At 63.9% G+C, this 22,006-nt stretch carries 20 protein-coding genes; 13 read left to right on the top strand and 7 right to left on the bottom strand.

Translation table 11 applies throughout. The annotated features are described in order from the left end of the window. Positions 1-210 precede the first annotated feature (210 nt). From OOT43_RS02575 to OOT43_RS02565, 3 genes are all read left to right on the top strand, one after another. Entirely contained in the window at positions 211-1,041 is an 831-nt protein-coding gene (locus tag OOT43_RS02575; protein WP_266023117.1) for a methyltransferase domain-containing protein, read from the top strand. Between the two features lie 118 nt (positions 1,042-1,159). Beyond that, complete coding sequence (locus OOT43_RS02570) at positions 1,160-1,735, top strand: DUF1003 domain-containing protein (protein WP_266023116.1); 576 nt, start codon at positions 1,160-1,162, stop codon at positions 1,733-1,735. A gap of 315 nt (positions 1,736-2,050) precedes the next feature. Continuing rightward, positions 2,051-2,308, top strand: a complete 258-nt coding sequence (locus OOT43_RS02565; protein WP_266023115.1) for a SemiSWEET transporter — start codon at positions 2,051-2,053, stop codon at positions 2,306-2,308. 15 nt (positions 2,309-2,323) lie between these two features. Here the strand turns inward: OOT43_RS02565 and OOT43_RS02560 are convergent, their stop codons facing one another. Both OOT43_RS02560 and OOT43_RS02555 read right to left on the bottom strand, forming a co-directional pair. Next, a complete protein-coding gene (locus tag OOT43_RS02560) occupies positions 2,324-3,382 on the bottom strand; it encodes an ABC transporter substrate-binding protein (protein WP_266023114.1) in 1,059 nt (352 codons plus the stop codon). 30 nt (positions 3,383-3,412) lie between these two features. Then, positions 3,413-4,708 (bottom strand): MFS transporter, encoded by a 1,296-nt coding sequence (locus tag OOT43_RS02555; protein ID WP_266023113.1) that lies wholly within the window; start codon positions 4,706-4,708, stop codon positions 3,413-3,415. Between the two features lie 239 nt (positions 4,709-4,947). Here OOT43_RS02555 and OOT43_RS02550 point away from each other — a divergent pair, with 239 nt between their 5' ends. From OOT43_RS02550 to OOT43_RS02525, 6 genes are all read left to right on the top strand, one after another. Further along, positions 4,948-5,682, top strand: a complete 735-nt coding sequence (locus OOT43_RS02550; protein ID WP_266023112.1) for an SDR family NAD(P)-dependent oxidoreductase — start codon at positions 4,948-4,950, stop codon at positions 5,680-5,682. Then, positions 5,682-6,413, top strand: a complete 732-nt coding sequence (locus OOT43_RS02545; protein WP_266023111.1) for an HAD family hydrolase — start codon at positions 5,682-5,684, stop codon at positions 6,411-6,413. The genes OOT43_RS02550 and OOT43_RS02545 overlap by 1 nt, the downstream gene beginning before the upstream one ends. Before the next feature lie 230 nt (positions 6,414-6,643). Next, positions 6,644-7,957: a porin gene (locus OOT43_RS02540; protein ID WP_266023110.1), complete on the top strand. Its 1,314-nt coding sequence runs from the start codon at positions 6,644-6,646 to the stop codon at positions 7,955-7,957. 84 nt (positions 7,958-8,041) lie between these two features. Further along, the gene (gene nhaD, locus OOT43_RS02535) at positions 8,042-9,493 is read left to right on the top strand and encodes a sodium:proton antiporter NhaD (protein WP_266023109.1); all 1,452 of its coding nucleotides are present in this window, start codon (positions 8,042-8,044) and stop codon (positions 9,491-9,493) included. Between the two features lie 392 nt (positions 9,494-9,885). Beyond that, complete coding sequence (locus OOT43_RS02530; RefSeq protein ID WP_266023108.1) at positions 9,886-10,422, top strand: flavodoxin; 537 nt, start codon at positions 9,886-9,888, stop codon at positions 10,420-10,422. Positions 10,423-10,707: 285 nt separating this feature from the next. After that, complete coding sequence (locus OOT43_RS02525; protein WP_266023107.1) at positions 10,708-11,205, top strand: type II toxin-antitoxin system RatA family toxin; 498 nt, start codon at positions 10,708-10,710, stop codon at positions 11,203-11,205. A 15-nt stretch (positions 11,206-11,220) separates the two neighbouring features. Here OOT43_RS02525 and OOT43_RS02520 read toward each other — a convergent pair whose 3' ends face one another. Further along, positions 11,221-13,581 carry a DNA translocase FtsK gene (locus OOT43_RS02520; protein WP_317134038.1) on the bottom strand — a complete coding sequence of 787 codons (2,361 nt, stop codon included), beginning with the start codon at positions 13,579-13,581 and terminating at the stop codon, positions 11,221-11,223. Between the two features lie 192 nt (positions 13,582-13,773). On the opposite strand from OOT43_RS02520, the gene trxB reads away from it, so the two are divergent. The 4 genes from trxB to miaA all read left to right on the top strand — a co-directional run bounded on the left by trxB (position 13,774) and on the right by miaA (position 18,245). Further along, positions 13,774-14,727 (top strand): thioredoxin-disulfide reductase, encoded by a 954-nt coding sequence (gene trxB / locus OOT43_RS02510; RefSeq protein WP_266023106.1) that lies wholly within the window; start codon positions 13,774-13,776, stop codon positions 14,725-14,727. Between the two features lie 38 nt (positions 14,728-14,765). Continuing rightward, positions 14,766-15,377, top strand: a complete 612-nt coding sequence (locus OOT43_RS02505; protein ID WP_266023105.1) for a hypothetical protein — start codon at positions 14,766-14,768, stop codon at positions 15,375-15,377. 127 nt (positions 15,378-15,504) lie between these two features. Further along, a complete protein-coding gene (gene mutL, locus OOT43_RS02500; protein ID WP_266023104.1) occupies positions 15,505-17,310 on the top strand; it encodes a DNA mismatch repair endonuclease MutL in 1,806 nt (601 codons plus the stop codon). After that, positions 17,307-18,245: a tRNA (adenosine(37)-N6)-dimethylallyltransferase MiaA gene (gene miaA / locus OOT43_RS02495; protein WP_266023103.1), complete on the top strand. Its 939-nt coding sequence runs from the start codon at positions 17,307-17,309 to the stop codon at positions 18,243-18,245. Before mutL ends, miaA begins: the two co-directional genes overlap by 4 nt. Before the next feature lie 82 nt (positions 18,246-18,327). Here miaA and OOT43_RS20505 read toward each other — a convergent pair whose 3' ends face one another. From OOT43_RS20505 to OOT43_RS02480, 4 genes are all read right to left on the bottom strand, one after another. Then, positions 18,328-18,483 carry a PIN domain-containing protein gene (locus tag OOT43_RS20505; RefSeq protein WP_394358029.1) on the bottom strand — a complete coding sequence of 52 codons (156 nt, stop codon included), beginning with the start codon at positions 18,481-18,483 and terminating at the stop codon, positions 18,328-18,330. 316 nt (positions 18,484-18,799) lie between these two features. After that, complete coding sequence (gene mepA / locus OOT43_RS02490; RefSeq protein WP_266023102.1) at positions 18,800-19,639, bottom strand: penicillin-insensitive murein endopeptidase; 840 nt, start codon at positions 19,637-19,639, stop codon at positions 18,800-18,802. A gap of 7 nt (positions 19,640-19,646) precedes the next feature. Further along, positions 19,647-20,723 carry a hypothetical protein gene (locus OOT43_RS02485; protein ID WP_266023101.1) on the bottom strand — a complete coding sequence of 359 codons (1,077 nt, stop codon included), beginning with the start codon at positions 20,721-20,723 and terminating at the stop codon, positions 19,647-19,649. Continuing rightward, entirely contained in the window at positions 20,707-21,978 is a 1,272-nt protein-coding gene (locus tag OOT43_RS02480; RefSeq protein ID WP_266023100.1) for a hypothetical protein, read from the bottom strand. The genes OOT43_RS02485 and OOT43_RS02480 overlap by 17 nt, the downstream gene beginning before the upstream one ends. Between the last annotated feature and the right edge of the window lie 28 nt (positions 21,979-22,006).

The raw sequence follows: 22,006 nt of genomic DNA, 5'->3' as shown, positions 1-22,006 counted from the left end.
CGGCCGAGGATTGCTACATTCGCCAACTCCGGACGGAGGATGCGTGTCGACGCCTGAAGGATGTGCGGGCAGTCCGTGTACAGGCGATCCCAGGTGACGAAGCACAATGGATGACATCCCTCCTTCAGCTAAATCCATCCTGATTTCCGGACGGCGGCTCGGGAACTTTGTAAACTCCTCCGGCACACTGGGCGAAAACCGATACGGCGTATGGCGAACGAATCGCACTACATCATCCGCGGCGGCGAATCCGGGGCAGAGCGGCTGCACGTGCTCGGCCGCGTCATGTGGCCAGCGAGCCTTGCGGTTCTGGGGCGAGCCGGCTTGGCGCCCGGAATGGACGTGCTGGATCTCGGCTGCGGAAGCGGGGACATGACGCTCGAGATCGCGCGGGTCGCCGGCGCCAACGGGCGGGTCGTGGGGATCGACATGGATGCCGGCGTGCTAGCGGAGGCGAAGAGGGCTTCCGAAGGCAGTGGCCTCCCAATTGAGTGGCGGCAAGGCCGCATCGAAGAAGTCGACGAAGATGGCGCTTTCGACCTCGTTTACGCGCGCTTCCTTCTTTCTCACCTCCCCGATCCTCGCGATGCGCTCCGGCGGATGTGCAGGGCTGTCCGCCCGTTCAGCCGGGTCGTGGTTGAGGACATCGACATCTCCGCCCATGTCCACTGGCCGCCGAGCGCGGCGTTCCGGCGCTACGTCGAGCTGTACACCGCCACCGCGCTCGCTCGGGGCGCCGATCCGGGCATCGGGCCGCGTCTTCCCGCATTGCTGATCGACGCCGGCCTCGAAGACGTGGAGGTTGCGGTTTCCATGCCCGTTTTCCGGCAAGGCGAGGGCAAGACGGTCGCGCGGATCACACTCTCGAATATCGCCGAGTCCGCGATTGCGGTGGGGCTGACTTGCCGCGAGGAAATCGACCGCTTGCTTGGCGACCTGGCGGGACACGAGGCCGATCCGCGGTCCATCCAGAGTACTGCCCAGGTGTTCCAGGTGATCGGACGCCGTCCGCTGACGGAGCTCGACACAGCGGGTGTGTGATGATGTTGCCCTTTTTGGGATAGGGTTCGATCTCTGCTGAAGCGACGGCGCCGTTGGGATAACATCCGTGAGACGCTTCGGCGTTATCCTTCCCCCAGTACCGGCTCAGGAGACCCAGATGGCGACGATCGATCCCCAGACTATGTGCGGTGTGGAATCCAACCTGACGGACGGCCGGCAATCACCGCCGCAGCCGGGCGACAGCGTCCTGATCTGTCCGGGATGCGGCACGGCGAACCCGGCCGATGCCGTCTTCTGCATCAACCAGGTCTGCCACAAGGCGCTGGGGGAGTTTCGCTACGTCCTGGAGGAACTCAAAGCCCACCGCAGCCGGTTTGAAAAACTGGCGGATCGCGTGACTCGCTTCACCGGACATCCGCACTTCCTCACCATCCACCTGCTATGGTTTGCCGTGTGGATACTGGCCAATTCGGGGATGCTGGCGTTCTTCCATACCTTCGATGAATATCCCTACGGCTTGCTCGGCATCATCCTGGCGATCGAGGCGATACTGATCGGCAGCTTCGTCCTGATCAGCCAGAACCGGCAGAGTGCCTATGCCGACATGCGTGCCGAGCTGGATTACGAGGTGACGATCCAGACTTACCGCAGAATCGAGGCCATGGAAAAGCGATTGGACGCGCTCGCGGCGGCCCTGGCTCAACCAGCACGGAAACGCGAAGACGAGCCTTGAGATCGTGGGACCGTATGCGCTGTTATCAATGTCCATCCTCAGCCGAGCCGAAAGTTTCTGGTAGCATACCGACGCTCTTGCGCAGTGTTGTTAAGGGTTGCCTCGTCACCCCGGCAAGGAATGCCGGGGTCCTGGAACCAAGGAGGGTCGAGGCCTAACACGTCCCTGTGCCTTGGATTCACGCCGGGCTGTCCTGCCCGGCACCCTGCGGGCCGGTGCCAATCCGCTCCCGGCGGATTGGTCCGGCAATCCATGCCGGAATGACGGCTTAACTCAACGGCATTGCCTTCTTGCCCCCTCTTTCCCGAAGCGCTCATGGAACCTCAAGACTTGCTCGGCTCGCTGGCCGGGACACTGACCACGGTGTCGTTCGTGCCGCAGGTGTGGAAGCTCTGGAAATCCCGGTCGGCCGAGGACATTTCTTTCGGCATGTTCTCGATCTTCGCGGCCGGGGTGCTGCTGTGGCTGGTTTACGGGATCATGATCCACGCTGTGCCCATCATCCTGGCCAACTCGGTTTCGCTGGTGCTGGTGGCGGCGATCCTCGTCATGAAAATCGCATTCCGCTCCTGACCGGCGGCGCAATCTTCAGGGCTTGGGTCTCCCGGCCGCGTCTTCTTCTTTCCAACAGCCCTGCAGCTTGAGTTCGGCCAGCGCCTTGTCCAGGTAGCTGCGGTCGAAATAGCCGCCGTAGTCGAACTTGCCGCGCACCAGGCCGAATTTTTTGGCGTCTTCGAAGGAGGTGCGGTAGCTGTTCACCAGATAGTCGTCGATCAGCGGCGAGAGTTTCTGCTTCCAGTCCTGGCCGTCCCAGTCTTCCTTGAAGTGCTGCAAGGGGATGCCGGACTTGGCCCAAATTTCGTAGACCTGCTCCCGGTTCGGCTCCTCCGCGGTCCACTGGGCGGCCTTGACCAGGGTGTTGACCACGCGCTGGGTGATGGCGGGGTACTGGGCGGCGAAGGCTTCGGTCACCGTGAATCCGCCGGCGCAGCCGTATTTGCCGCCATCGTCCTTGCCGGTGTAGATCAGCTTGGCCAGGCCCTGGTCGCGCAGGAAATACAGGTTGTACAGGCCGAAGGTGAGTTCCAGCTCGCCGTTGCCGAGGGCGGTGGCCGAGGTCAGGTAGTCCATGTTGTAGATCTTCAGGTCCTTTTCCTTGAGTCCGTGGTCGGCCAGGAGGCGGGCGACGCCGAGCTGCAGGCAGGTGCCCTTGTGCAGGCCCACTTTGCGGCCCTTGATGTCTTCGATGGCATTGGCGGTGGAATCCTTGCGGGCGGCGAGATACAGATTGCCGCGGCGGCCTCCGCCGAGGATGAACTTGACCTTGAGGCCGCCGGCCCGGCCGATGAGCTGGGGCAGGTCGCCCTGCCAGGCGAAATCGAGCTGGCCGGCGGAATAGGCTTCGTTCACCGCGGGCCCCGCGTTCTTGAAGAACTGCCATTCGATCTTGATGCCGTCCTTCTCGAATTCCTTTTCGAGGTATTGGTTGACATGAGCGATGGAGAAAATTCCGCCGCCGACGAAGGGCCGGCCGCCGACTCCGGTGGCGGCCACGCCCATGCGGATGACGGCGGGCTTGTGGGTGTCCGCGGCCCGTGCGGATGGCCAGAGCAGGGACAGGCTCAACAGGACTACAAAGATTCTCATGGGTATTTCCTCAGGACAGGGGACGATGGTCTATGCGGTTCTGGCGGCCAGCTTGCGGACCGTGTCGATGGCCGCTGCGCTCAGGCGCCGGAACGCGGGGGCCGGAATATCTCGAAGCCGCGCGAGGCCGCCGCCGATCCGGGTCTGAACATGGCGCGGTAATTCGAACCAGGAAAGCGCCGCGAAGCTGGCGATGAAGACCAGGAAGACGTTCTGCAGCCCGATCCAGTCGCCGAGCGCGCCGCCGATGAGGGCGCCGACCCAGGCGCCGAGGGCGGCCGGAGGATTGCCCGCGCCGGACACGTTGCCCCCGCCGAGCTGGGCGGCGACGGCGGCCTGACGGACGACGTTGGCGACGGCGACCATGCCGAGCCCCAGGCCGAGCACCACGGCACCCAGCCACAGGCCGGCAAGGCTGCCGGCGAATCCGAGCAGCAGGAGCCCCAGTACCGCGATGGCGTAGGCGCTGCGGTAATAACGGCGCTGGCCCAAAGTGTCCAGTGCCCCGCCGAGGAACAGCAGGGCCCCGATATAGCTGACGCCCTGAGCAGAAATCAGCGGCGCCGCCGCTTCTTCGGAAACCCGGAACTGTTCTATGGCGATGACCAGGATGAACGCGCTGTAGAAGGTCGACGCGCCGTAGGAGGCGAAGGCGATCAGGCTGGTCTCGGCGATCTCTCGGTGGCCGAACAGCGCTTTGAGCTGTTCCCACACCGGCCGGCCGTGATGGGCGGAACGGCGGGCGAGGGCGTCGGCGCGGCCGGTGAGGACCTTCCGGCCGAGCAGCAGCATCGAGGCGAAAGACGCGGCGACCAGGACGTAGATCGCCGGGTAATCCAGGTAACGGATCAGCACGCTGGCGAGCAAGGGGCCGACCGCAGCCGAGCCGCCCATCTGCATAGCGCGCATCCAGCCCGCCTTGCGGTTGCCGGCGACGTTGAGGTGATGGAAGAAATCGCTCTGGATGGAAAGGAAGTGCATGGGTACGGCGGGACTGGCCAGGGCCGTGGCCAGGATCAGCCCGCCCGGCGTGGTGGCGCGGGACACCAGGAAGAAGGCCAAGGCCCCCAGCGCGCTGCCGGCGGCGAACACCCGCTTCGCGCCGAAGCGGTCGATGGCCATGCCGATCGGAATGCTCATAAGGCCTATCCCCAGGAGCAGGACGCCGGTGGCCATGCCGATCTCGAAAGTCGAGGCATTCAGCGACATCGCGAACAGCGGCGCGGCGACGGTGACGAGGCCGACGATGCTGCCGTTCAGGGCCGCCAGCAGCATGAAATCTTTCGAGGACTGAGCGACGGGCTCCGTGGCGTCGGACTGGACCATGGGTGTGAAATCCGAGAAAGTGGTGGAATTGCAGGCGTCGCACGGTGCGTGCCAGTCGGGTTTACCGCGGTTTTCCGGACATCGCGGCGGGTTTTCTGCTGGCAGGGCAACAAGAATTGCTTCGGTGCTGCGTGTCCACGCGCAAGAAACCACCGTTCGCATGGGCAATGGACCGTTTTGCCCTGGCATGCGGACTGCTTGCGCCGACTCCGTCCCCTGATCTACAACCTGGAAGCCCCATGAATCCGCAATCCCTCGAACACAAAGTCGCCATCGTCACCGGAGCCGGGCGCGGGATCGGCCGCGCGATCGCCCTGGCCTATGCCGAAGCCGGTGCAGCGGTCGGCTGTGCCGCGCGCTCGCCGGGCGAGATCGCCGACACCGTAGAAACCATCGTCAAGCGCGGCGGCAACGCTCTCGCCGTACCGACCGACGTGACTCGACCGGCTGCCGTCGAACACTTGGTCTCGACCGTGGCGGCGCATTTCGGCGGACTGGACATTGTGGTCATCAACGCGGGGATCTCGCCCGGCCGCGTCCCGGTCGAGGCGGGCGACGCGGAGCAGTGGCACGAGGTCGTCAACGTCAATCTGATCGGTGCCTACCATTGCGCGCGGGCCGCCATTCCTCATCTGAAGCGGCGCGGCGCGGGCAAGATCATCACCCTCGGCTCAGGCATGGGCCACCGCGGTAAGCCTGGCAGCTCGGCCTACTCCTGTTCCAAGGCGGGCCTATGGATGCTGACGCGGGTGCTGGCCCAGGAGCTGTGGGACGACAACATCAGCGTCAACGAACTGGTGCCGGGGCCGGTGGATACCGCCATGAACACCGCGCCGGGTGGGCTTGCCACCTTCGGCGACAGCGAGTGGATCAAGGCGCCGGAAGACGTCGTGCCGTTGGCGCTGTTCCTGGCAACCCAGCCGGACCGGGGTCCTTCGGCGCAGAGTTTCAGCCTGATGCGGCGGGACGGCTGATGAAAGCCGGCCTGCCAGAAGTGGTGAGCTTTGACATCGACGGCACTCTGGTCGATTTCCTGGCGGTGCTGCGCGGCGCGCTGCGGGAGGTCGGCAACGCGTTGGAATCGCTCACCGGGGCCGGTGCCTCGTTCGATGAGCTGCAGGCGTTCCGTAACGGCGTGGCGGCCGAGTCGGAATACCGGAGCGCACGGCTCGAAACGATACGGCGCGAATCGTTCCGCCGAGCGCTCGCCGGCTTTGGCGCCGATCCCGACCGCCACATTGATGCGCTCTGGCGGGTGTGGTCGGGTTACCGTGCGACTCACCACCATTTATATGAAGACGTCCTGCCGACGCTTCGATGGCTGAAGGACGCCGGCGTCGGGCTGGTCGCAGCCTCAAACGGCAATACCGACCTTTCGCGGAGCGAAATTCATCCACTGTTCGATGCCTTGTTCTATTCGGAGAAACTCGGCGCGAGCAAACCCGACGTCCGCTTCTTCGGCGAAGTGGCGCGTCGCGTCGGGGCCGATCCGGCCGCCATCGTCCACGTGGGGGATTCGCTGCCGGAGGATTATTGGGCTTCCCTGGAGGCCGGCTTTGGGGCGGTGCTGTTGCAGCGTGCCGCGGTATCCAAACCCGAGGGCGTGTTCGCCATCAGGTCGCTGGCAGAACTGGGCGAAAATTGGGACGGCGCCAGGCAAGGCATGCTGGTGGGTACCGAAGCCTCTTCACGCAGAATAACGTAAGTGACTGATAACATGATAGTTAATATTCGTGGCAAGCGTCCGGCTTGGTGCGATGTGCACTTGCCATGTGTGGAAGTCGGGGGCAGGGGAATCCGGTAACGCAAGAGTCTTTTACGCACTTTTTATCTCCGCGTAGCTACACTGCCCTCTTTTTTTCATCGGACAAGCGAATGGCTCTGGTGCCGGCGAGGCTGTTTCCCGTTATCCGCAGATCCGCTCTCAAAATAAGCTTGGTCCTCGCCCATTCCCTCGCATCAGCAGCGGATACCGCGTCGGGCCTGTTGGATTATCTCGGCGCAGACGTCAACGGCAGCACCTGGCTGCGGCACGCCGGTATCCATTTGGGTGGATGGGTTAATACCAGCGTGACCTATAACCCAAGCAGACCGGCGGACAATTTCAACGGTCCCGTTTCGTTCAACGACCGCGCGGGCGAACTTCAGATGAACCAGTTCTATCTGTATCTTGAGCGAGCCGTCGCGGCCAGTCCGGACGACTGGGACGCCGGCGGCCGCGTCGACTTCATGTACGGTACCGATGCGATCTTCACCCAGGCCTACGGCATCCCCTATGTCGACCCGAGAACGGGCCGGCCGCTGAATCGGGGACATTGGGACCTCCATCTTTCGAGCTGGTCGGACCGCTTCTACGGGATCGCTCTGCCCCAGGCCTATGCCGAATTCAACGTGCCGGTGGGCAACGGCCTCGGCGTCAAAGCCGGGCATTTCTATACTCCGCTGGGGTACGAAATGGTCACGGCGCCGGACAACTTTTTCATCACCAAGCCTTATACCTTTCAGTTCAATCCATTCACGCACACCGGCGTTCTCGGTAATTACGTGATCGATGCCAACTGGGAGGTGTCGGCCGGCGCGGTCACCGGCAGCGCCACCGGTGGCGGTGACGGTTCCTGGGACCAGCAGCTCGGAAACTGGGATTTCCTGGGCGGAGCGGTCTGGACCAGCGACGACAAGAGCGATTCGCTCAGCCTGACGTCGATGGCAGGGGGGCGTTCCGAACAGTTCGGCGACCTCTGGGCGGTATACAGCTTGGTGGGCAAGACGAGTTTTTTGGATAACAAATTGCATTATGTGATCGAACACACCCACGGTTTCGCGGATCAGGTGCAGACCGCCAATTACGCCCGCAACGGCGGAAAGCTGGAAAACGCCCAGTGGTACGGTATCGCCCAGTGGCTGACCTATGAGTTCGAGGAGCACTGGTCGGCGGGGCTCCGCGCCGAATGGTGGCGTGACAACAACGGCTTCCGCGTGTCCGGTCCGCCGCGCTGCAGCGGGAGCGTGAACATCAACGGCGCCGGCGCCGCGCGGCCCTACGCCTGCAACCCCGATTTTTCCACCGTCTATCCGTTTCAGGGCAGCGGGTATTACGCGCTGACGGTGGGCTTGAACTGGAAGCCCCTGAACTGGGTCATCCTGCGTCCCAATGCCCGCTACGACTGGTCGGACAACATCAAGATTTTCGATGCAGGGAAGCGCTCGGACCAATTCCTGTTTTCCGCCGACGTGACTGTGACTTTCTGATGCCGACAGCCTCGTCGGCAACGGAGCGCTGTTGTTCCAGGATATTCCCTTACACTGCACTGCCTTTTTGAAATAGGACATCGAATGAATCCGCTCGCGAAGAAATCGGCCTTGCCGTTGTTGGGTCTGCTTGTCGGGCTTCCATCGGCCGCCTTGGGAGATGCGGAGACATCGCCGGTGCCCTTGGATCTGACTCACCACTGGGCAGGGTATTTCTCGCTGGTCGTGATGGTGTCGGCCTACGCCGCGGCCATGCTGGAGGAAGTCACGCATCTGCGGAAATCCAAGCCCATGCTCCTCGGTGCCGCCCTGGTCTGGTTCGCCATTTCCCTCGTTTACCGGCAGCACGGGCAGGTCGATGCGGCGGTGACGGCGTTCGCCTCGAATCTCCTCGCCTATATCGAACTGCTGCTGTTCATCATGGTGTCCATGACCTATCTGAACGCCATGGAGGACATGGGTGTCTTCAACGCCTTGCGGATCGCGTTGGTGAGGCTGCGGCTGGGCTACCGGGCCTTGTTCTGGGTCACCGGAACCCTGGTGTTTTTCATCTCCTGCGTGGTCAATGGCCTGACCGCCGGGTTGCTCATGGGCGTGGTCGTGGTCGCGGTGGGACGGAACAGTCCCCGTTTCGTTTCGCTGGCTTGCATCAATATCGTGGTGGCCACCAATGCCGGCGGTTCGTTCAGCCCGCTGGGCGGCATCTCCACCCTGTTCGTCTGGCAGAAGGGGATGCTGGAGTTCACGCAGTTCTTCACCCTGTTCGTTCCCTGCCTGGTGAATTTCCTGGTGCCCGCGCTCGCCATGCACCTCGCGGTGCCCAGGGACAGGCCCCAGGTCGAAGCGGAACGCATCGCGGTGCAGCGGGGGGCCGGGCGGGTCATATTCCTGTTCGGCGTCACCATCGGGTTGGCCGTGTTTTCAGACATGTACCTGCACCTGCCGCCGGCCGCCGGGATGATGGCCGGCCTGTCGCTGTTGCAGTTCTTCACGTTTTATCTGCACAAGACTGAAGCCCGGAGCGGCCCGAGCCTGAGAGGAGCGAAGCCCTCCCCGAATGAGCCCGATATGCCCAGCGGCATCCTGGAAACGCAGCATTTCGACATCTTCGAAAAAGTGGGGAGGCTGGAATGGGACACGCTCCTGTTTTTTTACGGTGCGATGGTGGGCATAGGCGGGCTCGGTTTCATCGGCTATCTGGACGCCGTATCGGCCTGGCTGTACGGCCAGCACAGCGCTACGCTTGCGAACGTGCTGATCGGTCTTTCGTCCGCCTTCGTCGATAATGGGACCCTGATGTTCGCCGTCCTGAGCATGCGCCCCGCTCTGCCCGAAGGGCAGTGGCTGCTGGTGACGCTGACGCTGGGGGTGGGCGGCAGCCTGCTGGCCATCGGGTCGGCACCGGGCATTGCATTGCTCGGGATGAGCAAAGGGCAATACAGCTTCAGCAGCCATCTGAAATGGTGCCCGGTGATCCTTCTTGGTTATTTTGCAGCCATCGGCGTCCATTTCGTCGTGAACGCGCGATATTTCTGACAACCCATGCCACAGCCGCGGGCATCGCGAACGGGGTCTTGCACCTTTTTCGCGCGCGGCTGGAAAAGCTCTGGGCATTCCATAAATGTCTTTGCTGATCAATGGTATGAGTCCTTTTTGTCAGGCAAGCCCACATGCTTATCCACAGATTCTGTGGACATTTTTCTTCCGGGGAAACCGCTCAAGTGCCCGTGATCCGCGTTTTCCTTACCACTGGTCTGGTTATTGCTTCATCCTGGTCGATGCCTGAACCGTTGGCGTTTGCCGCGGACTCACGCGCCGCTGTCCTGGTAGGGAACCGCCAGGCGGTGCCGGGAGTTCACAGGCGGCGCCCAGACCGGTTCGGGCGCAGTATTATCCTTGTTGAACAAAATGTTATAGAGGAAACAGTCATGGGGAAGATAGGGATCTTTTTCGGCTCCGATACCGGCAATACCCGCCGTGTCGCCAAGCAGCTTGCCAAGAAGCTGGGCGATGACGCGGATGCTCCGGTCGATGTCAAAAAGGCCAGCATCGACGATGTGCTCAAATACGATGCACTGATTCTGGGGACGCCGACCCTGGGCGATGGCGAATTGCCGGGCCTGGACTCCGGAGCATCGGACGAGAGCTGGGCCGAATTCCTGCCGAAGTTCAAGGGCAAGGACCTGTCGGGAAAGACCGTGGCGCTGTTCGGCCTGGGCGATCAGCAGGGTTACGGCCATGAATTCGTCGATGCACTGATCGAGATCTACGAGCAGGTGATCGAATGCGGGGCCAGTGTGGTCGGCGCGTGGCCCACGGATACCTACGAATTCGAAAAATCCAAGGCGGTCGTGGACGGCAAGTTCGTCGGCCTGGTGATCGATCACGAAAACCAGAGCGAAATGACGGACGAACGCCTCGACGAGTGGCTGGAGATCGTCAAGCCGGCCCTCGTGGGCGCCTGATACCCGCCGGCTTGCTTCGGCTCGCAACGCTGTGAAAGGAAGCTCCGGGTCGATCGGAGCTTCCTTGAATTTCCCGCCCGTTGCCCGGTCAAAGGCTGTATGGCCTGCGCGGCTTGAGCGAGATTCCGAACTTTTCGAGAGTGCCTGGCATTCCTCTCTTTCGGCCGGCGCTGGACGGCCGCTCACCTTCGATCCAAGCGGCAAACTGATTTATCATCTCGAGTTTCGGTCTGCGCTGTGGCTCTAAGCCAAGAGGCCGGGACGACCGCTGAACTTCCGAGGGAAATGATGCCGACAATATCGACCAGCGTCTGCGTGAACTATACGCAGGACCAGATGTACGAGCTCGTCAACGACGTGGCCGACTATCCGAAATATCTGCCGCTCTGCCGCGACGTGAGAGTGCTGTCCGCGGCGGAGCGCCACGTCAAGGCGACCATCACCCTGGCGAAAGGCGCCGTGAGGCTGAATTTCACCACCGCCAACACCATGGAGCCGGGCCGGCACATCCATATGAAGCTGGTGGATGGGCCTTTCAAGTATCTGCGCGGGAACTGGCGTTTCGACCCCAATCCCCACGGCGGCTGCGACGTTTCGTTCCGGGTGGATTTTGAATTCGCAAATCCCCTCCTGCAGATGGCCTTGGGCGGGATTTTCAGGGAAGTGATGGAGTCGCTGGTGGCGGCGTTCTGCAACCAGGCGGCCAAGCGTTACGGCAACGCCGGCCCTGCGTTGCCGCAGGGGCCTGTGCTCGACGGCGTCGGGCAGACCGGGCCTGCCTGAGCCGGAGAGGCTCGTTCAGACCGGCGGCGGTGGCGGAGCCAGGACCTGGCGGCTGCCGTTGGTATCGGCCGGGGTGACCACGCCGGCGCGCTCCATGTCCTCGATCATCCGCGCGGCGCGGTTGTAGCCCACTTTGAAGCGGCGCTGCACGGAGGATATGGACGCCTTGCGGCTTTCCGTCACGAACCGTACGGCTTCATCATAAAGGGCGTCGCCTTCATCGCCACCGCCGCCGTCGCCGTTCCCGCCGCGGAACCCCGATCCGTCTCCCGAGTCCTCGCTGAACCGTGTGATGTCCTCGATATAGTCCGGCTCGCCGGTGCCCTTGAGGAATTCCACCACCTTGTGGACATCGTGGTCGGACACGAAGGCGCCGTGGGCGCGCTGGGGAAAGCCGGTGCCGGGAGGCAGATAGAGCATGTCGCCGTTGCCGAGCAGGGCTTCGGCGCCGCCCTGGTCGATGATGGTGCGCGAGTCGATCCGTGACGAGACCTGGAACGCAATGCGGGTCGGAATGTTGGCCTTGATGAGGCCGGTGATCACGTCCACCGACGGCCGCTGGGTCGCCAGGATCAGGTGCAGACCCGCGGCGCGGGCTTTCTGTGCCAGCCGGGCGATCAGTTCCTCCACTTTCTTGCCCACGATCATCATCATGTCCGCCAGTTCATCGATGACGATGACGATGCAGGGCAGGGGTTCGAGCTGCGGCGGCTCCTCGTCGCCCAGGGCCAGGTTCGGGTTCCACAGCGGGTCGCGCAGCGGCTTGCCGGCTTCGGCGGCCTCCCGTACCCGCTGGTTGAAGCCCTCGAGATTGCGCACTCCGACCAGCGACATCAGCTTGTAGCGGCGCTCCATCTCGGCGACGCACCAGCGCAGGGCATTGGCGGCCTCCTTCATGTCGGTGACCACCGGCGTCAGCAGATGGGGGATGCCTTCGTAGACGGAAAGCTCCAGCATCTTGGGATCGATCATGATCAGCCGCACTTCGGCCGGACCGGCTTTGTACAAGAGGCTCAGGATCATGACGTTGATGGCGACCGACTTACCCGAGCCGGTGGTGCCGGCAACCAGCAGATGCGGCATCTTGGCCAGATTGGCTACTACCGGGTGGCCGCTGATGTCCTTGCCGAGCACCAGCGTGAGGGGGGAGGGCGCCTGCTGGTAGGCATCGGATGCCAGGACGGAATGCAGCAGTACGATCTCTCGCTCCCGGTTGGGGATTTCCAGGCCCACCACCGACTTGCCCGGAATGACTTCGACCACCCGCACGCTGGTGACCGATAGCGCCCGCGCCAAGTCCTTCGCCAGGCCGCTGATCCGGCTGACCTTGACGCCGGCCGCGGGCTGCAGCTCGAAACGGGTGATCACGGGCCCCGGATGGACCGAGACCACCTCCACGTCCACGCCGAAATCGGCGAGGATCGTTTCCACCAGTTCGGACATCTGCTGCAGCACTGTGGGCGAATAGGCATGCACCTTGGCCGAAGTGTCGTTCAGCAGGGACAGGGCGGGCAGGGCGCCGCTGGCGGGCTTCCGGACGACAGGTACCGCCGGCGGCTTTTTGGGTTGCAGAAATGGAATGACCGGAGCGCGCGGTGCAGCGGGCTCCGAAGGCTGTGCGGCAGGCTCGGCGGGATGCTGGGGTGCTGCCGGCTGTTCCTGCGGCCTGGCGGGCCGCGCCGCGCCTTGGCGCGGCTTTACCGGAGCGGCTGCGGCCGGCTGTGGCGGCGAGGGAGCGGGTAGGGGCTGCTGCCTGTCTCTGGCCAGGAAAGCGGGAACCGTCGTAGCCAGCCGGACCAGCGTCAATACCGCTTGGCCGATGACATCCACCAGCTTCAGCCAGGACAGCCCGGTAGCCAGGGAGACGCCGGCCAGGAAGGCGCCGCCGAGCAGGACCGATGCACCTTTGACGCCGAACGAGCCGGTCACGAGGTCCGCGAGTTCCCGGCCGACGATGCCTCCCGTGGTTTCCGGCAGAGGCAGCGACACCCGCAGCAACTGCAGGTCGACGATGCCGGAACCGGCAGCGATGGCCGCGCCCAGGCCGAGCCATCGCAGGGTGGAGTCGAGCAGTGAGAACCGGTGCTGCGCGCGGCGGCCCCGGTAGATGCGGTAGCCGTAGCCGGCCAAGAGCAACGGCAGCAAATAGGCCATGATCCCGAACAGGCAAAACGAAAAATCCGACAGCCAGGCTCCCACCGCGCCGGCACCGTTGGACACCGAGCGGCGGCTGCCGGTATGGGTCCAGCCGGCATCCTCCAGGTCGAAAGTGACCAGAGCAATGAGGAAGAACGAGGCGAGCGCCAGATAGGCCAGAAACGCTCCCTCTCTCAAGGTCCGCACCAGGGAGGAGCGCAGATCGTCCGCCGGCGTCATCTTCTTGTCCACTCTCGCCAAAAGGCCCACCAAATCAATCAAATAAATAAATCGAATATTGTTTCAAATGTGCGCGGCGATCCGCAAGGCGCACCGTTCACGGCGCTGGCGGTTTCCGTGCGCGTCCGGTTAGAAATCGCGCTCGGCCGCGCCGTATAATGCCTTCATTTTTGCAGCAGGATAGAGGATTTCATGAGCGAACCGAAGCATTCCAGAGTACTGATCCTGGGTTCGGGCCCAGCCGGCTATACGGCGGCGGTCTACGCCGCGCGTGCCAACCTCAGGCCGGTTCTGGTGACCGGCATCCAGATGGGCGGGCAGCTTACCACGACGACCGACGTGGACAATTGGCCGGGCGATGCCGACGGCGTGATGGGGCCAGAGCTGATGGAGCGGATGCGGCGCCATGCCGAGCGCTTCGACACCGAGATCGTCTTCGACCATATCCACACGGCGGACCTGTCCCGGCGCCCCTTCACCCTGACCGGCGACTCCGGCGTATATACCTGCGATGCGCTGATCATCGCCACCGGCGCATCCGCCCGCTATCTGGGGCTACCTTCGGAGGAGTCGTACAAGGGCCGGGGCGTCTCAGCCTGCGCGACCTGCGACGGGTTCTTCTACAAGGGGAAGCACGTGGCCGTGATCGGGGGCGGCAATACCGCGGTCGAAGAAGCCCTGTACCTGTCCAACATCGCGGCGAAGGTCACCGTGGTTCATCGCCGCGATAAGTTCCGGTCGGAAAAGATCCTGTCGGACAAGCTGCAGGAGCGTGCGGATAGCGGCAACGTCGGCATCGAATGGAACAGCGTGCTCGACGAGGTCCTGGGCGATGAGATGGGTGTCACCGGGATGCGCGTCAAGAACGTGCAGGACGGTACTGCCAAGGAGATCGCCCTGGAAGGCGTGTTCATCGCGATCGGCCACAGCCCGAACACGGAGATATTCTCGGGGCAACTGGAGATGCGCAACGGCTACATCACGGTCAGGGGCGGCAGCGACGGAGGCGCCACGGCGACCAGCGTGGAAGGCGTGTTCGCGGCCGGCGACGTGTCCGATTCGATCTACCGCCAGGCCATTACCTCTGCGGGCTCGGGGTGCATGGCGGCGCTCGATGCCGAGAAATTTCTCGACAGCTTGGGCTAAGTATTCGTGATCCACAGACATCACTCGAGGAGTCGCAGATGAAGAAGAATGTCCGTAATTTACAGACGGCTTGCCGGTTCGCGCTTTCGGGCTTGGCCATGGCTGGCTTGACGGCATGTGCACCCCATTACGATCCGAACGCGCCTGCGCTGAGGACCGGTTACACCTGCTGCAACCTGCATTTCGAGGATGACTGGATCAGCGACGGTAACTACGGGGAGTACCCCTTCATCGCCGCAGGGACGCCCGTCAAGGTATACGGATACAGTGGGGACCGCGCCTACGCGGAAATCGGCGGCCGGAAGATGCGGCTCGGCCACGACTACGGCCGCAAACAGGAAACGCTGCAGCAGTGGGTCGAGAAGATCGTCGTGGCGAAGGATCCGAAAGTCCGTCTTGCCACATTTCCGCCCGACGTGCGGGAGGCGATCCGCATCGGCAAAGTGTCGGAGGGCATGAACAAGGAACAGGCCATCATGGCGGTCGGTTATCCCTTGACCAGCGATACGCCTTCGCTGGATGCGCCGGTGTGGAATTACTGGCTGTCCAGTTTCGCCCAGTACCAGCTCATCTGGGACAAGGGGGGAAGGATGAAGGTCTCGGCCGATCCCGGCGTCAAAGCCAGAGCGGTGTACTCGCCCGGGAAATGACGCTTCCGCGGCCCGGCCGGCAGCCTTTCGAGATGGCCGGGGAGGTCCGGCCGCGTCCCATGTTTTCAGGAGTGCGGAAACGCTTGCCGGACGAGCCGCGCCGAGCCTTTTTCCCGCCTTGACCCGCATGCGCATCTGCCAACTCCCTCCTCAACTGATCAACCAGATCGCCGCCGGCGAGGTCATCGAGCGGCCGGCTTCCGTCGTGAAGGAGCTGGTCGAGAATTCTTTCGATGCCGGCGCCCGCCGGATCGAACTCGACGTCGAGCAGGGCGGAGCGCGGTTGATCCGTATCCGCGACGACGGCTGTGGCATCGACCGCGAAGACTTGGGCCTGGCCCTGTCGCGCCATGCCACCAGTAAGATCGCATCGCTCGAGGACCTGGAGCGGGTGGCGAGCATGGGGTTTCGCGGCGAGGCCTTGCCCAGCATCAGCTCCGTGGCCCGGCTGACGCTCACCTCCCGCACCGTCGATGCCCAGTGCGGCTGGCGGGTGAGCGCCGACGGCAGCGAGAGCGATTTCGACATCCAGCCCGCCCAGCATGCCCACGGCACCACGGTCGAAGTGAGGGACCTGTTCTATAACACCCCGGCCCGGCGCAAGTTCCTGCGGGCGGAGAAAACCGAGCTCGGCCACATCCAGACCCTGGTGCAGCGGATGGCTCTGGCGCGGTTCGACGTCGGCTTCAGCCTGCGGCACAACCAGCGGGAAGTCCTCCGCCTGCGGCCGGGCGGTGAAGAAGCCGACCGGGCCGAGCGCATCGGCGCGCTGTGCGGCCCCGATTTCCTGGAACAGTCGCTGCGGGTGGATTTCGAAGCCTGCGGCCTCAGGCTGCACGGCTGGGTCGGGCTGCCGACGTTTTCGCGCAGCCAGGCCGATCTGCAGTTCTTTTACGTCAACCGCCGGCTGATCCGGGACAAGTTGGTCGGCCATGCCATCCGCCAGGCCTACAAGGACGTGATGTACCACGAACGCCAGCCGGTCTACGTGCTGTACCTCGAGATCGATCCGGCCCTGGTCGACGTCAATGCGCACCCGGCCAAACTGGAAGTGCGGTTCCGCGAGGGACGGATGGTGCACGATTTCCTGTTCAGCGCGCTGCATCGCTCGATCGCCGGACATCGGCCGGGGCAGGCGGCGAGCGTGGTTGATGCGCCAGCCGTGGAACGTCCGGCCTCGCCGCCGGAGCAACCGCAGGGGCGCCAGCAGCCCTTGTTCCGGGTGGCGGAGACGCCGCGTCAGTCCTATCGGACCGACAGCGTGGTCGACACGCTGGGCGATCTGCGCAAGCTCTATTCGGCGCCGGCTCCCGAGAGCGTTCCGAATCTACCGGAAACCGAAACGGAAATCCCACCGCTCGGCTATGCCCTCGCCCATCTCAAAGGCGTGTACATCCTGGCCGAGAACGGACAGGGACTGATCCTCGTCGACGGCCACGCCGCCCATGAGCGGATCTCCTACGAGCGCTTGAAGCGGCAGTACCAGGCCGGCGGGATCGCCAGCCAACCCCTGCTGCTGCCGGTGAGGATCAAGCTGAGCCGGGCCGACGCCGATCTGGCTGAAGAACATGGTGAGCGTCTGTCGCGGTTAGGGATAGAGCTGCGGCGCACGGGAGAGGACAGCGTGCTGGTCCGTTCGGTGCCGGCTTTGTTGGACGGGGGAGACGTCGAGCGCCTGGTGCGGGACACGCTGGCCGATCTGCGCGAGCACGGGTCTTCCGAGCGTTTGCAGGAAACCTTGAACATCATCCTTGCCACCATGGCCTGCCACGGCTCGGTGCGGGCCGGACGCAAGCTCACCGTGCCGGAGATGAACGCGCTGCTGCGCGAGATGGAGGCCACCGAGCGGGCTGGCCAGTGCAACCACGGCCGGCCGACCTGGGTGCAGCTCGACACTCAGGAGCTCGACCGTCTGTTCCTTCGCGGCCGATGACCGCTGCCGAGCTGCCGCCGGTCGTGGTGCTGATGGGGCCCACGGCGTCGGGTAAATCACGGCTGGCGATCGAACTCGCCGACGCTCTGAACGGCGAGATCGTCAGCGTCGACTCCTCCCTGGTCTACCGCGGCATGGACATCGGTACCGCCAAGCCCACCCCCGCTGAGCGGGCGGCCGTGCCGCACCACCTGATCGACATTCTCGACCCGAGCGAGGTCTTCTCGACCGGCCAATTCCGCGACCAGGCCTTGGCCCTGATCGCCGCCATCACCGCCCGCGGCCGTGTGCCCGTGCTGGCTGGCGGCACCATGCTGTATTTCAACGCCCTGTTGCGGGGACTGGCGGAACTGCCTTCGGCCGATCCGGCTATCCGCCGCGAGATCGAAGCGCGGGCGGCGAGGGAAGGCTGGCCCACACTCCACGCCGAACTGGCGCGCCTCGACCCGCCCGCTGCCGCCCGCATCCACCCCAACGATCCCCAGCGCCTGCAACGCGCCCTGGAAGTGTTCTACGTCACCGGCCGGACGCTGTCCGATTTGTGCGAAGGCAGCCGCACTCCCGTGCTGCCATTCCGGCCGCTGCGCCTCGTGCTGGCGCCGTCGAGCCGGGCCGTGTTGGCGGAGCGGATCGCCGAGCGGTTCCGGCGGATGCTGGAGGAGGGATTTCTGCAAGAAGTCGAAGTCCTCTACCGGCGCGGCGACCTGAACGAAACCCTGCCCTCGATTCGTGCCGTGGGCTATCGCCAGGCCTGGACTTATCTCGAGGGCGAATGCGATTTCGAGTGCTTCGTCGAGCGAGCCATCATCGCTACCCGGCAGTTCGCGAAACGGCAGTACACATGGTTGAGAAAGGAGACGGAGGCGACCTGGCTGGAGAGCGAGGCGCTTGGTTTGATCGAGAGAGCGATGGGGGAGGTGAAGGCTGCGCTATAGCTATTTGGGCATACGCGTGATCACGACGGACCGCGTTCTGAGCAGTATCTTCGAGCAGGAGGTCGCGTGGCGGAGGTGGCTCCTATATTGCGATTCGAGTCAAGCGCTCTGCCAAACAGGCAAACTCAGGGTCAGCGGTCAGCAAGGTCGCCTCCCGGACTATGGCCAAGGCCGCGGCGAAGCAATCCGCGTATGACATGGGGTAGTTCGCCTTGAGCTGGACTGCCTGCCAGAACATGTGTCATCGAAGGGAACGATCGTTAGGGGCAGAAGGGTGATTTCGTGACGTTTGCGTTCGGCCAAGGCCCTCCATGGGTTTTGCCGATCCGATAGACCACGTCGCCCAGACTGATTTGGCGCATCGGGATTTCACATCCCCCGCGCCGGGCTGAGTCGAGGCGTTCCGCCACCTTGGCCAAACCCGGATTGTCCCCGCACTTCGGCGGGAATGACGACCTGGCCTTTCGCCGTTGTGCGCACCGTGTGCATTTGTATCTCCGGCCGAGTTGCGGGAGATATCCGTTTAACCAGGTCGAATCGGTTAAACCAAGGCATCACCGACCAGTCAATACCGCCCTGCAGGCTCTGGGCAGGGCGGGCGACGGCGCCGGGCCATGATGGTTGTCGGGCAGTGGCCGCAACGGCGGCAGCGACAGCCACCAGTCCAGTGAGGCGTCACAGCCGTCGCCGGGTTCGAGCGGCTTTTGCGGCAGACAGTCCGGACTGTTGGCGGGACAGGCGAGGCGCATGTGGAAGTGGTCGTCATGGCGGTGCCAGGGGCGGATTTTCCGCAGCCAGGAGCGGTCGCCGCGTACCGAGCGGCAAAGTTCCTGCTTGATGTGAGCGTTGACGAAGATCCGGTCGACGCGGTGGTCGCGGGCGGCGGCTTCGAGGACGCGGGCATGACTGGCGTCCCACAACATGTGGTTGAGCCGGGTCTGGTCCGAGGTCAGCAGCGAGGGCGCGGGAATGTTGCTGCGCAACCCGTCGGCATTGCGGACCAGGTTCGGGTCGAGCGCGAACCAGACGTCGACGTCGATGCCGCTCTGATGGCTGCGGTGGCCGAACCGCATCGGCCCGCCGCGAGGCTGGGACAGGTCGCCGACATGGAGTTCGCCCCAGTGCCCTTGTACGGTGGCACGCCCCAGTTCGGCGATGCTGCGGATCAGGTCGGGGTGGCCGTAGTTGCGGTTGCGTTCGAGGTGCATGACCTTATAGCCCTCGCCTTCCGTGGGCAGGCGTATGCCGCCGGCCAGGCACCCCGCGCCGGTTTCGCCGATGGCTTCGGGCGTTCCGGAGGTCGGGGAGGGGACGTCCCCCCAGTCGCGGCTCGCCGCGGGGAGGCTGACGACAGACAGCAGGGCCAGAAGCAGGGTTAAGCGGTTCGATGGCATCAGCGACTCACTTTTCCGGCAATTCTGGGGGCAGGCCGGGCGGTTCCGGCTCGTCGAATTCGGCGTCCTGGCCGAGCTGGAACCGGCGCGAGGCATTGATGATCCAGCCCTTGGCCTTGGCGAGCTTGATGTCCTTGACTTCTTCCTCCAGCAGCAGACGCTGGCGCTCCAGCGCGAGCAGCTCGATTTCCCGGCGCAGGCGGGCGTCGGCGTCGTCCATGGCCTCGGCGCGCCGGGCCTTCGACTGCAGTTCGGCCTCGATTTCCATTTCCCGCAGTTTCTGCTCGTGGCGTACCTGCTCTTCCTTCTGGCGGGCCTCCGCGGCCCGCCGTTCGGCCTGCAGTGCTTCTTCCGCGGCGAGTTCGGCCTTCAGACGCTCGGTTTCGTGTTCATGCCTCGCCTGCCTTAATTCAGTCTCGCGCCGCTCCAGCGCCAGTCGTGCGTGCTCCCGTTTCAGTCGGGCCGCTTCGTCCTGGGCCTCCTGTTCGAGGCGTCGCCGTTCGGCTTCGGCAGCGAGGTCGCGCTGGCGCTGCAGCAAAGCCCGATAGAGCGGACGGTACGGCGACCACGGCGGCAGATTCTCGACTTCCACCTCATCCAGCACTTCGAATTCGGGGGTGAGCACGCAGCGGGTGCGGCAGCGTATGCCCTGCGCGGCCAGGGCCTCGTTGGTCAGGATTTCTACGCGCCGCTCGATCCCCGCACATCCCTCCGTCAGCCAGAACGGGTCTTCCAGCATCCGCAGTTCTTCCAGGGCCATGTCGAGCAGCACCCGCTGGTAGCGCAGCTTGATGGCATGGGCGAGCTGGTCGAGGCTGTCCGGGTTGCCGCGGGCGTAGTCCAGGGTCGGCTGGAATCTCACGGACAGTTCGACGCCGATGCGCAGTGCCTCGCCCAGCATCAGGTCCGGCACCGGCAGGCTCCAGTCTTCGATGGTCAGTTCGGTGAGCCGGTGGTAGATGCGCGGCGTGAAATCGCGCGGCTTGAGGAACAGCTTACGGAATGGCCCGAGCCGCGCGGTGACGACGTAATGGTCGCCGACGAAGCCGGGGTCCCAGCGCTCGGCGTCAAGCTCGCCGTTCATGGGCTTTTCTCTCGATGAACTGCCGTATGTTGCCTTCGCCGATACCCTCGTTCGCGCCCGCCTGTGCGGGCTCCTTCCTCATACATTCGGCCATGATGGGGTAGAGATTGGGCGCGAATTCCACGCTGCGTTCGCTGACCTTCCGGAGGAACCCGCGGTTGAGCAGGAAGGCGACGGTGAACATGCGGCTCCAGTCGGGATAACGTCTCGCCCGCTCGAGTTCGGTCTTCTCGAACACGAACTCCAACTCGTCGTTGTCGTTGATGGCGAATTCCGAGAACTGCCGGAGTCCCTGGAAGGCCAGCACTTGTTCCTCCTCGGTCAACGGCCCCGGCGCGCTGAACTCCAGCCGGTAGGACAGCACCAGGGTGAAGAAATCCACCATGGCGGCGCAGGCGAGCGCGAACAGGGACAGGTCTTCCCACATCGCGAACGAGGGGGTGATGCCGCGGACGAATTCGACGTGACTCCCCCACACCGGGGCGGGAACCGGCTTGGCGCCGTGGACAGACGCGAGATTGTCGGCCTTGGCCTGGACTTGCCGCACCTGTTCCATGAGTTCGGCGTAGACGGCCGGATTCTTGAGATCGGAAGAAAACTTCTGCACCGTGCCGCGCGCGGCCGCGATGCGCTGGTCGAGGTCGCCGAAGTTCGACTCCATCTGGCGCAGCCGGTTTTCCTCGGCGAGCTGGAGTTCGTTGTAGTGGCTCCACATCGGTCCCTTGCCCACCCGTTTCCTGCTTTCCTCGCGTACGCCCTGCAGGGTGCCGAGATAGGCCTGGGTGGCCTCCTTCGCCGCCGCTTCGGTCCGCTTCTGCTGGCGCGCCATCAGCGTGCTCTTCAGCTTGTTGACCTGGTCGAGATAATCGTTCAGGTTCTGGTCCAGGGTGCGGTAGCGGGTCAGCAAGGTGTTGTCCTGCTGCGAAAGCTCGTAGAACTTGAAATAGGAGAACGACACCGAGACCAGCAGCGCGACGGCCAGCGTCACGCCGACGGTGAGGAAGCGCGCCAGGTTGGCGCGCCAGTGGCAGCCCGCCAATTCCAGGGAGCAGATCACGATGACCGACTGCACGGCGACGGTGATGATCAGGGCGATCCAGTCCGTAATGAAGTAGGACAAGCCATAATAGGTGGTGTAGCCGGAGGCGAGGCTGAGCAGCAGCACCAGCGGAATGGACCAGATGCGCAGGAGGCCCACGAAGGTGCTCTGCACCGAGTTCAATATCTGTCCGATGCGCCAGACCGATGTGTTCATGTTGTCCTCGTCCGGGCAGAATGGAAAC

This window comes from Methylococcus mesophilus, assembly GCF_026247885.1.
GTDB lineage: Bacteria > Pseudomonadota > Gammaproteobacteria > Methylococcales > Methylococcaceae > Methylococcus > Methylococcus mesophilus.
This window is presented reverse-complemented; position numbering and strand designations above follow the sequence as displayed.

Excerpts from the sequence above, each read along its gene's own strand:
- OOT43_RS02575 (WP_266023117.1), top strand. The coding sequence starts at position 211 with ATGGCGAACGAATCGCACTACATCATCCGCGGCGGCGAATCCGGGGCA.
- OOT43_RS02570 (WP_266023116.1), top strand. The coding sequence starts at position 1,160 with ATGGCGACGATCGATCCCCAGACTATGTGCGGTGTGGAATCCAACCTG.
- OOT43_RS02565 (WP_266023115.1), top strand. The coding sequence starts at position 2,051 with ATGGAACCTCAAGACTTGCTCGGCTCGCTGGCCGGGACACTGACCACG.
- OOT43_RS02560 (WP_266023114.1), bottom strand. The coding sequence starts at position 3,382 with ATGAGAATCTTTGTAGTCCTGTTGAGCCTGTCCCTGCTCTGGCCATCC.
- OOT43_RS02555 (WP_266023113.1), bottom strand. The coding sequence starts at position 4,708 with ATGGTCCAGTCCGACGCCACGGAGCCCGTCGCTCAGTCCTCGAAAGAT.
- OOT43_RS02550 (WP_266023112.1), top strand. The coding sequence starts at position 4,948 with ATGAATCCGCAATCCCTCGAACACAAAGTCGCCATCGTCACCGGAGCC.
- OOT43_RS02545 (WP_266023111.1), top strand. The coding sequence starts at position 5,682 with ATGAAAGCCGGCCTGCCAGAAGTGGTGAGCTTTGACATCGACGGCACT.
- nhaD (WP_266023109.1), top strand. The coding sequence starts at position 8,042 with ATGAATCCGCTCGCGAAGAAATCGGCCTTGCCGTTGTTGGGTCTGCTT.
- OOT43_RS02530 (WP_266023108.1), top strand. The coding sequence starts at position 9,886 with ATGGGGAAGATAGGGATCTTTTTCGGCTCCGATACCGGCAATACCCGC.
- OOT43_RS02525 (WP_266023107.1), top strand. The coding sequence starts at position 10,708 with ATGATGCCGACAATATCGACCAGCGTCTGCGTGAACTATACGCAGGAC.
- OOT43_RS02520 (WP_317134038.1), bottom strand. The coding sequence starts at position 13,581 with ATGACGCCGGCGGACGATCTGCGCTCCTCCCTGGTGCGGACCTTGAGA.
- trxB (WP_266023106.1), top strand. The coding sequence starts at position 13,774 with ATGAGCGAACCGAAGCATTCCAGAGTACTGATCCTGGGTTCGGGCCCA.
- OOT43_RS02505 (WP_266023105.1), top strand. The coding sequence starts at position 14,766 with ATGAAGAAGAATGTCCGTAATTTACAGACGGCTTGCCGGTTCGCGCTT.
- mutL (WP_266023104.1), top strand. The coding sequence starts at position 15,505 with ATGCGCATCTGCCAACTCCCTCCTCAACTGATCAACCAGATCGCCGCC.
- miaA (WP_266023103.1), top strand. The coding sequence starts at position 17,307 with ATGACCGCTGCCGAGCTGCCGCCGGTCGTGGTGCTGATGGGGCCCACG.
- OOT43_RS20505 (WP_394358029.1), bottom strand. The coding sequence starts at position 18,483 with ATGTTCTGGCAGGCAGTCCAGCTCAAGGCGAACTACCCCATGTCATAC.
- mepA (WP_266023102.1), bottom strand. The coding sequence starts at position 19,639 with ATGCCATCGAACCGCTTAACCCTGCTTCTGGCCCTGCTGTCTGTCGTC.
- OOT43_RS02485 (WP_266023101.1), bottom strand. The coding sequence starts at position 20,723 with ATGAACGGCGAGCTTGACGCCGAGCGCTGGGACCCCGGCTTCGTCGGC.
- OOT43_RS02480 (WP_266023100.1), bottom strand. The coding sequence starts at position 21,978 with ATGAACACATCGGTCTGGCGCATCGGACAGATATTGAACTCGGTGCAG.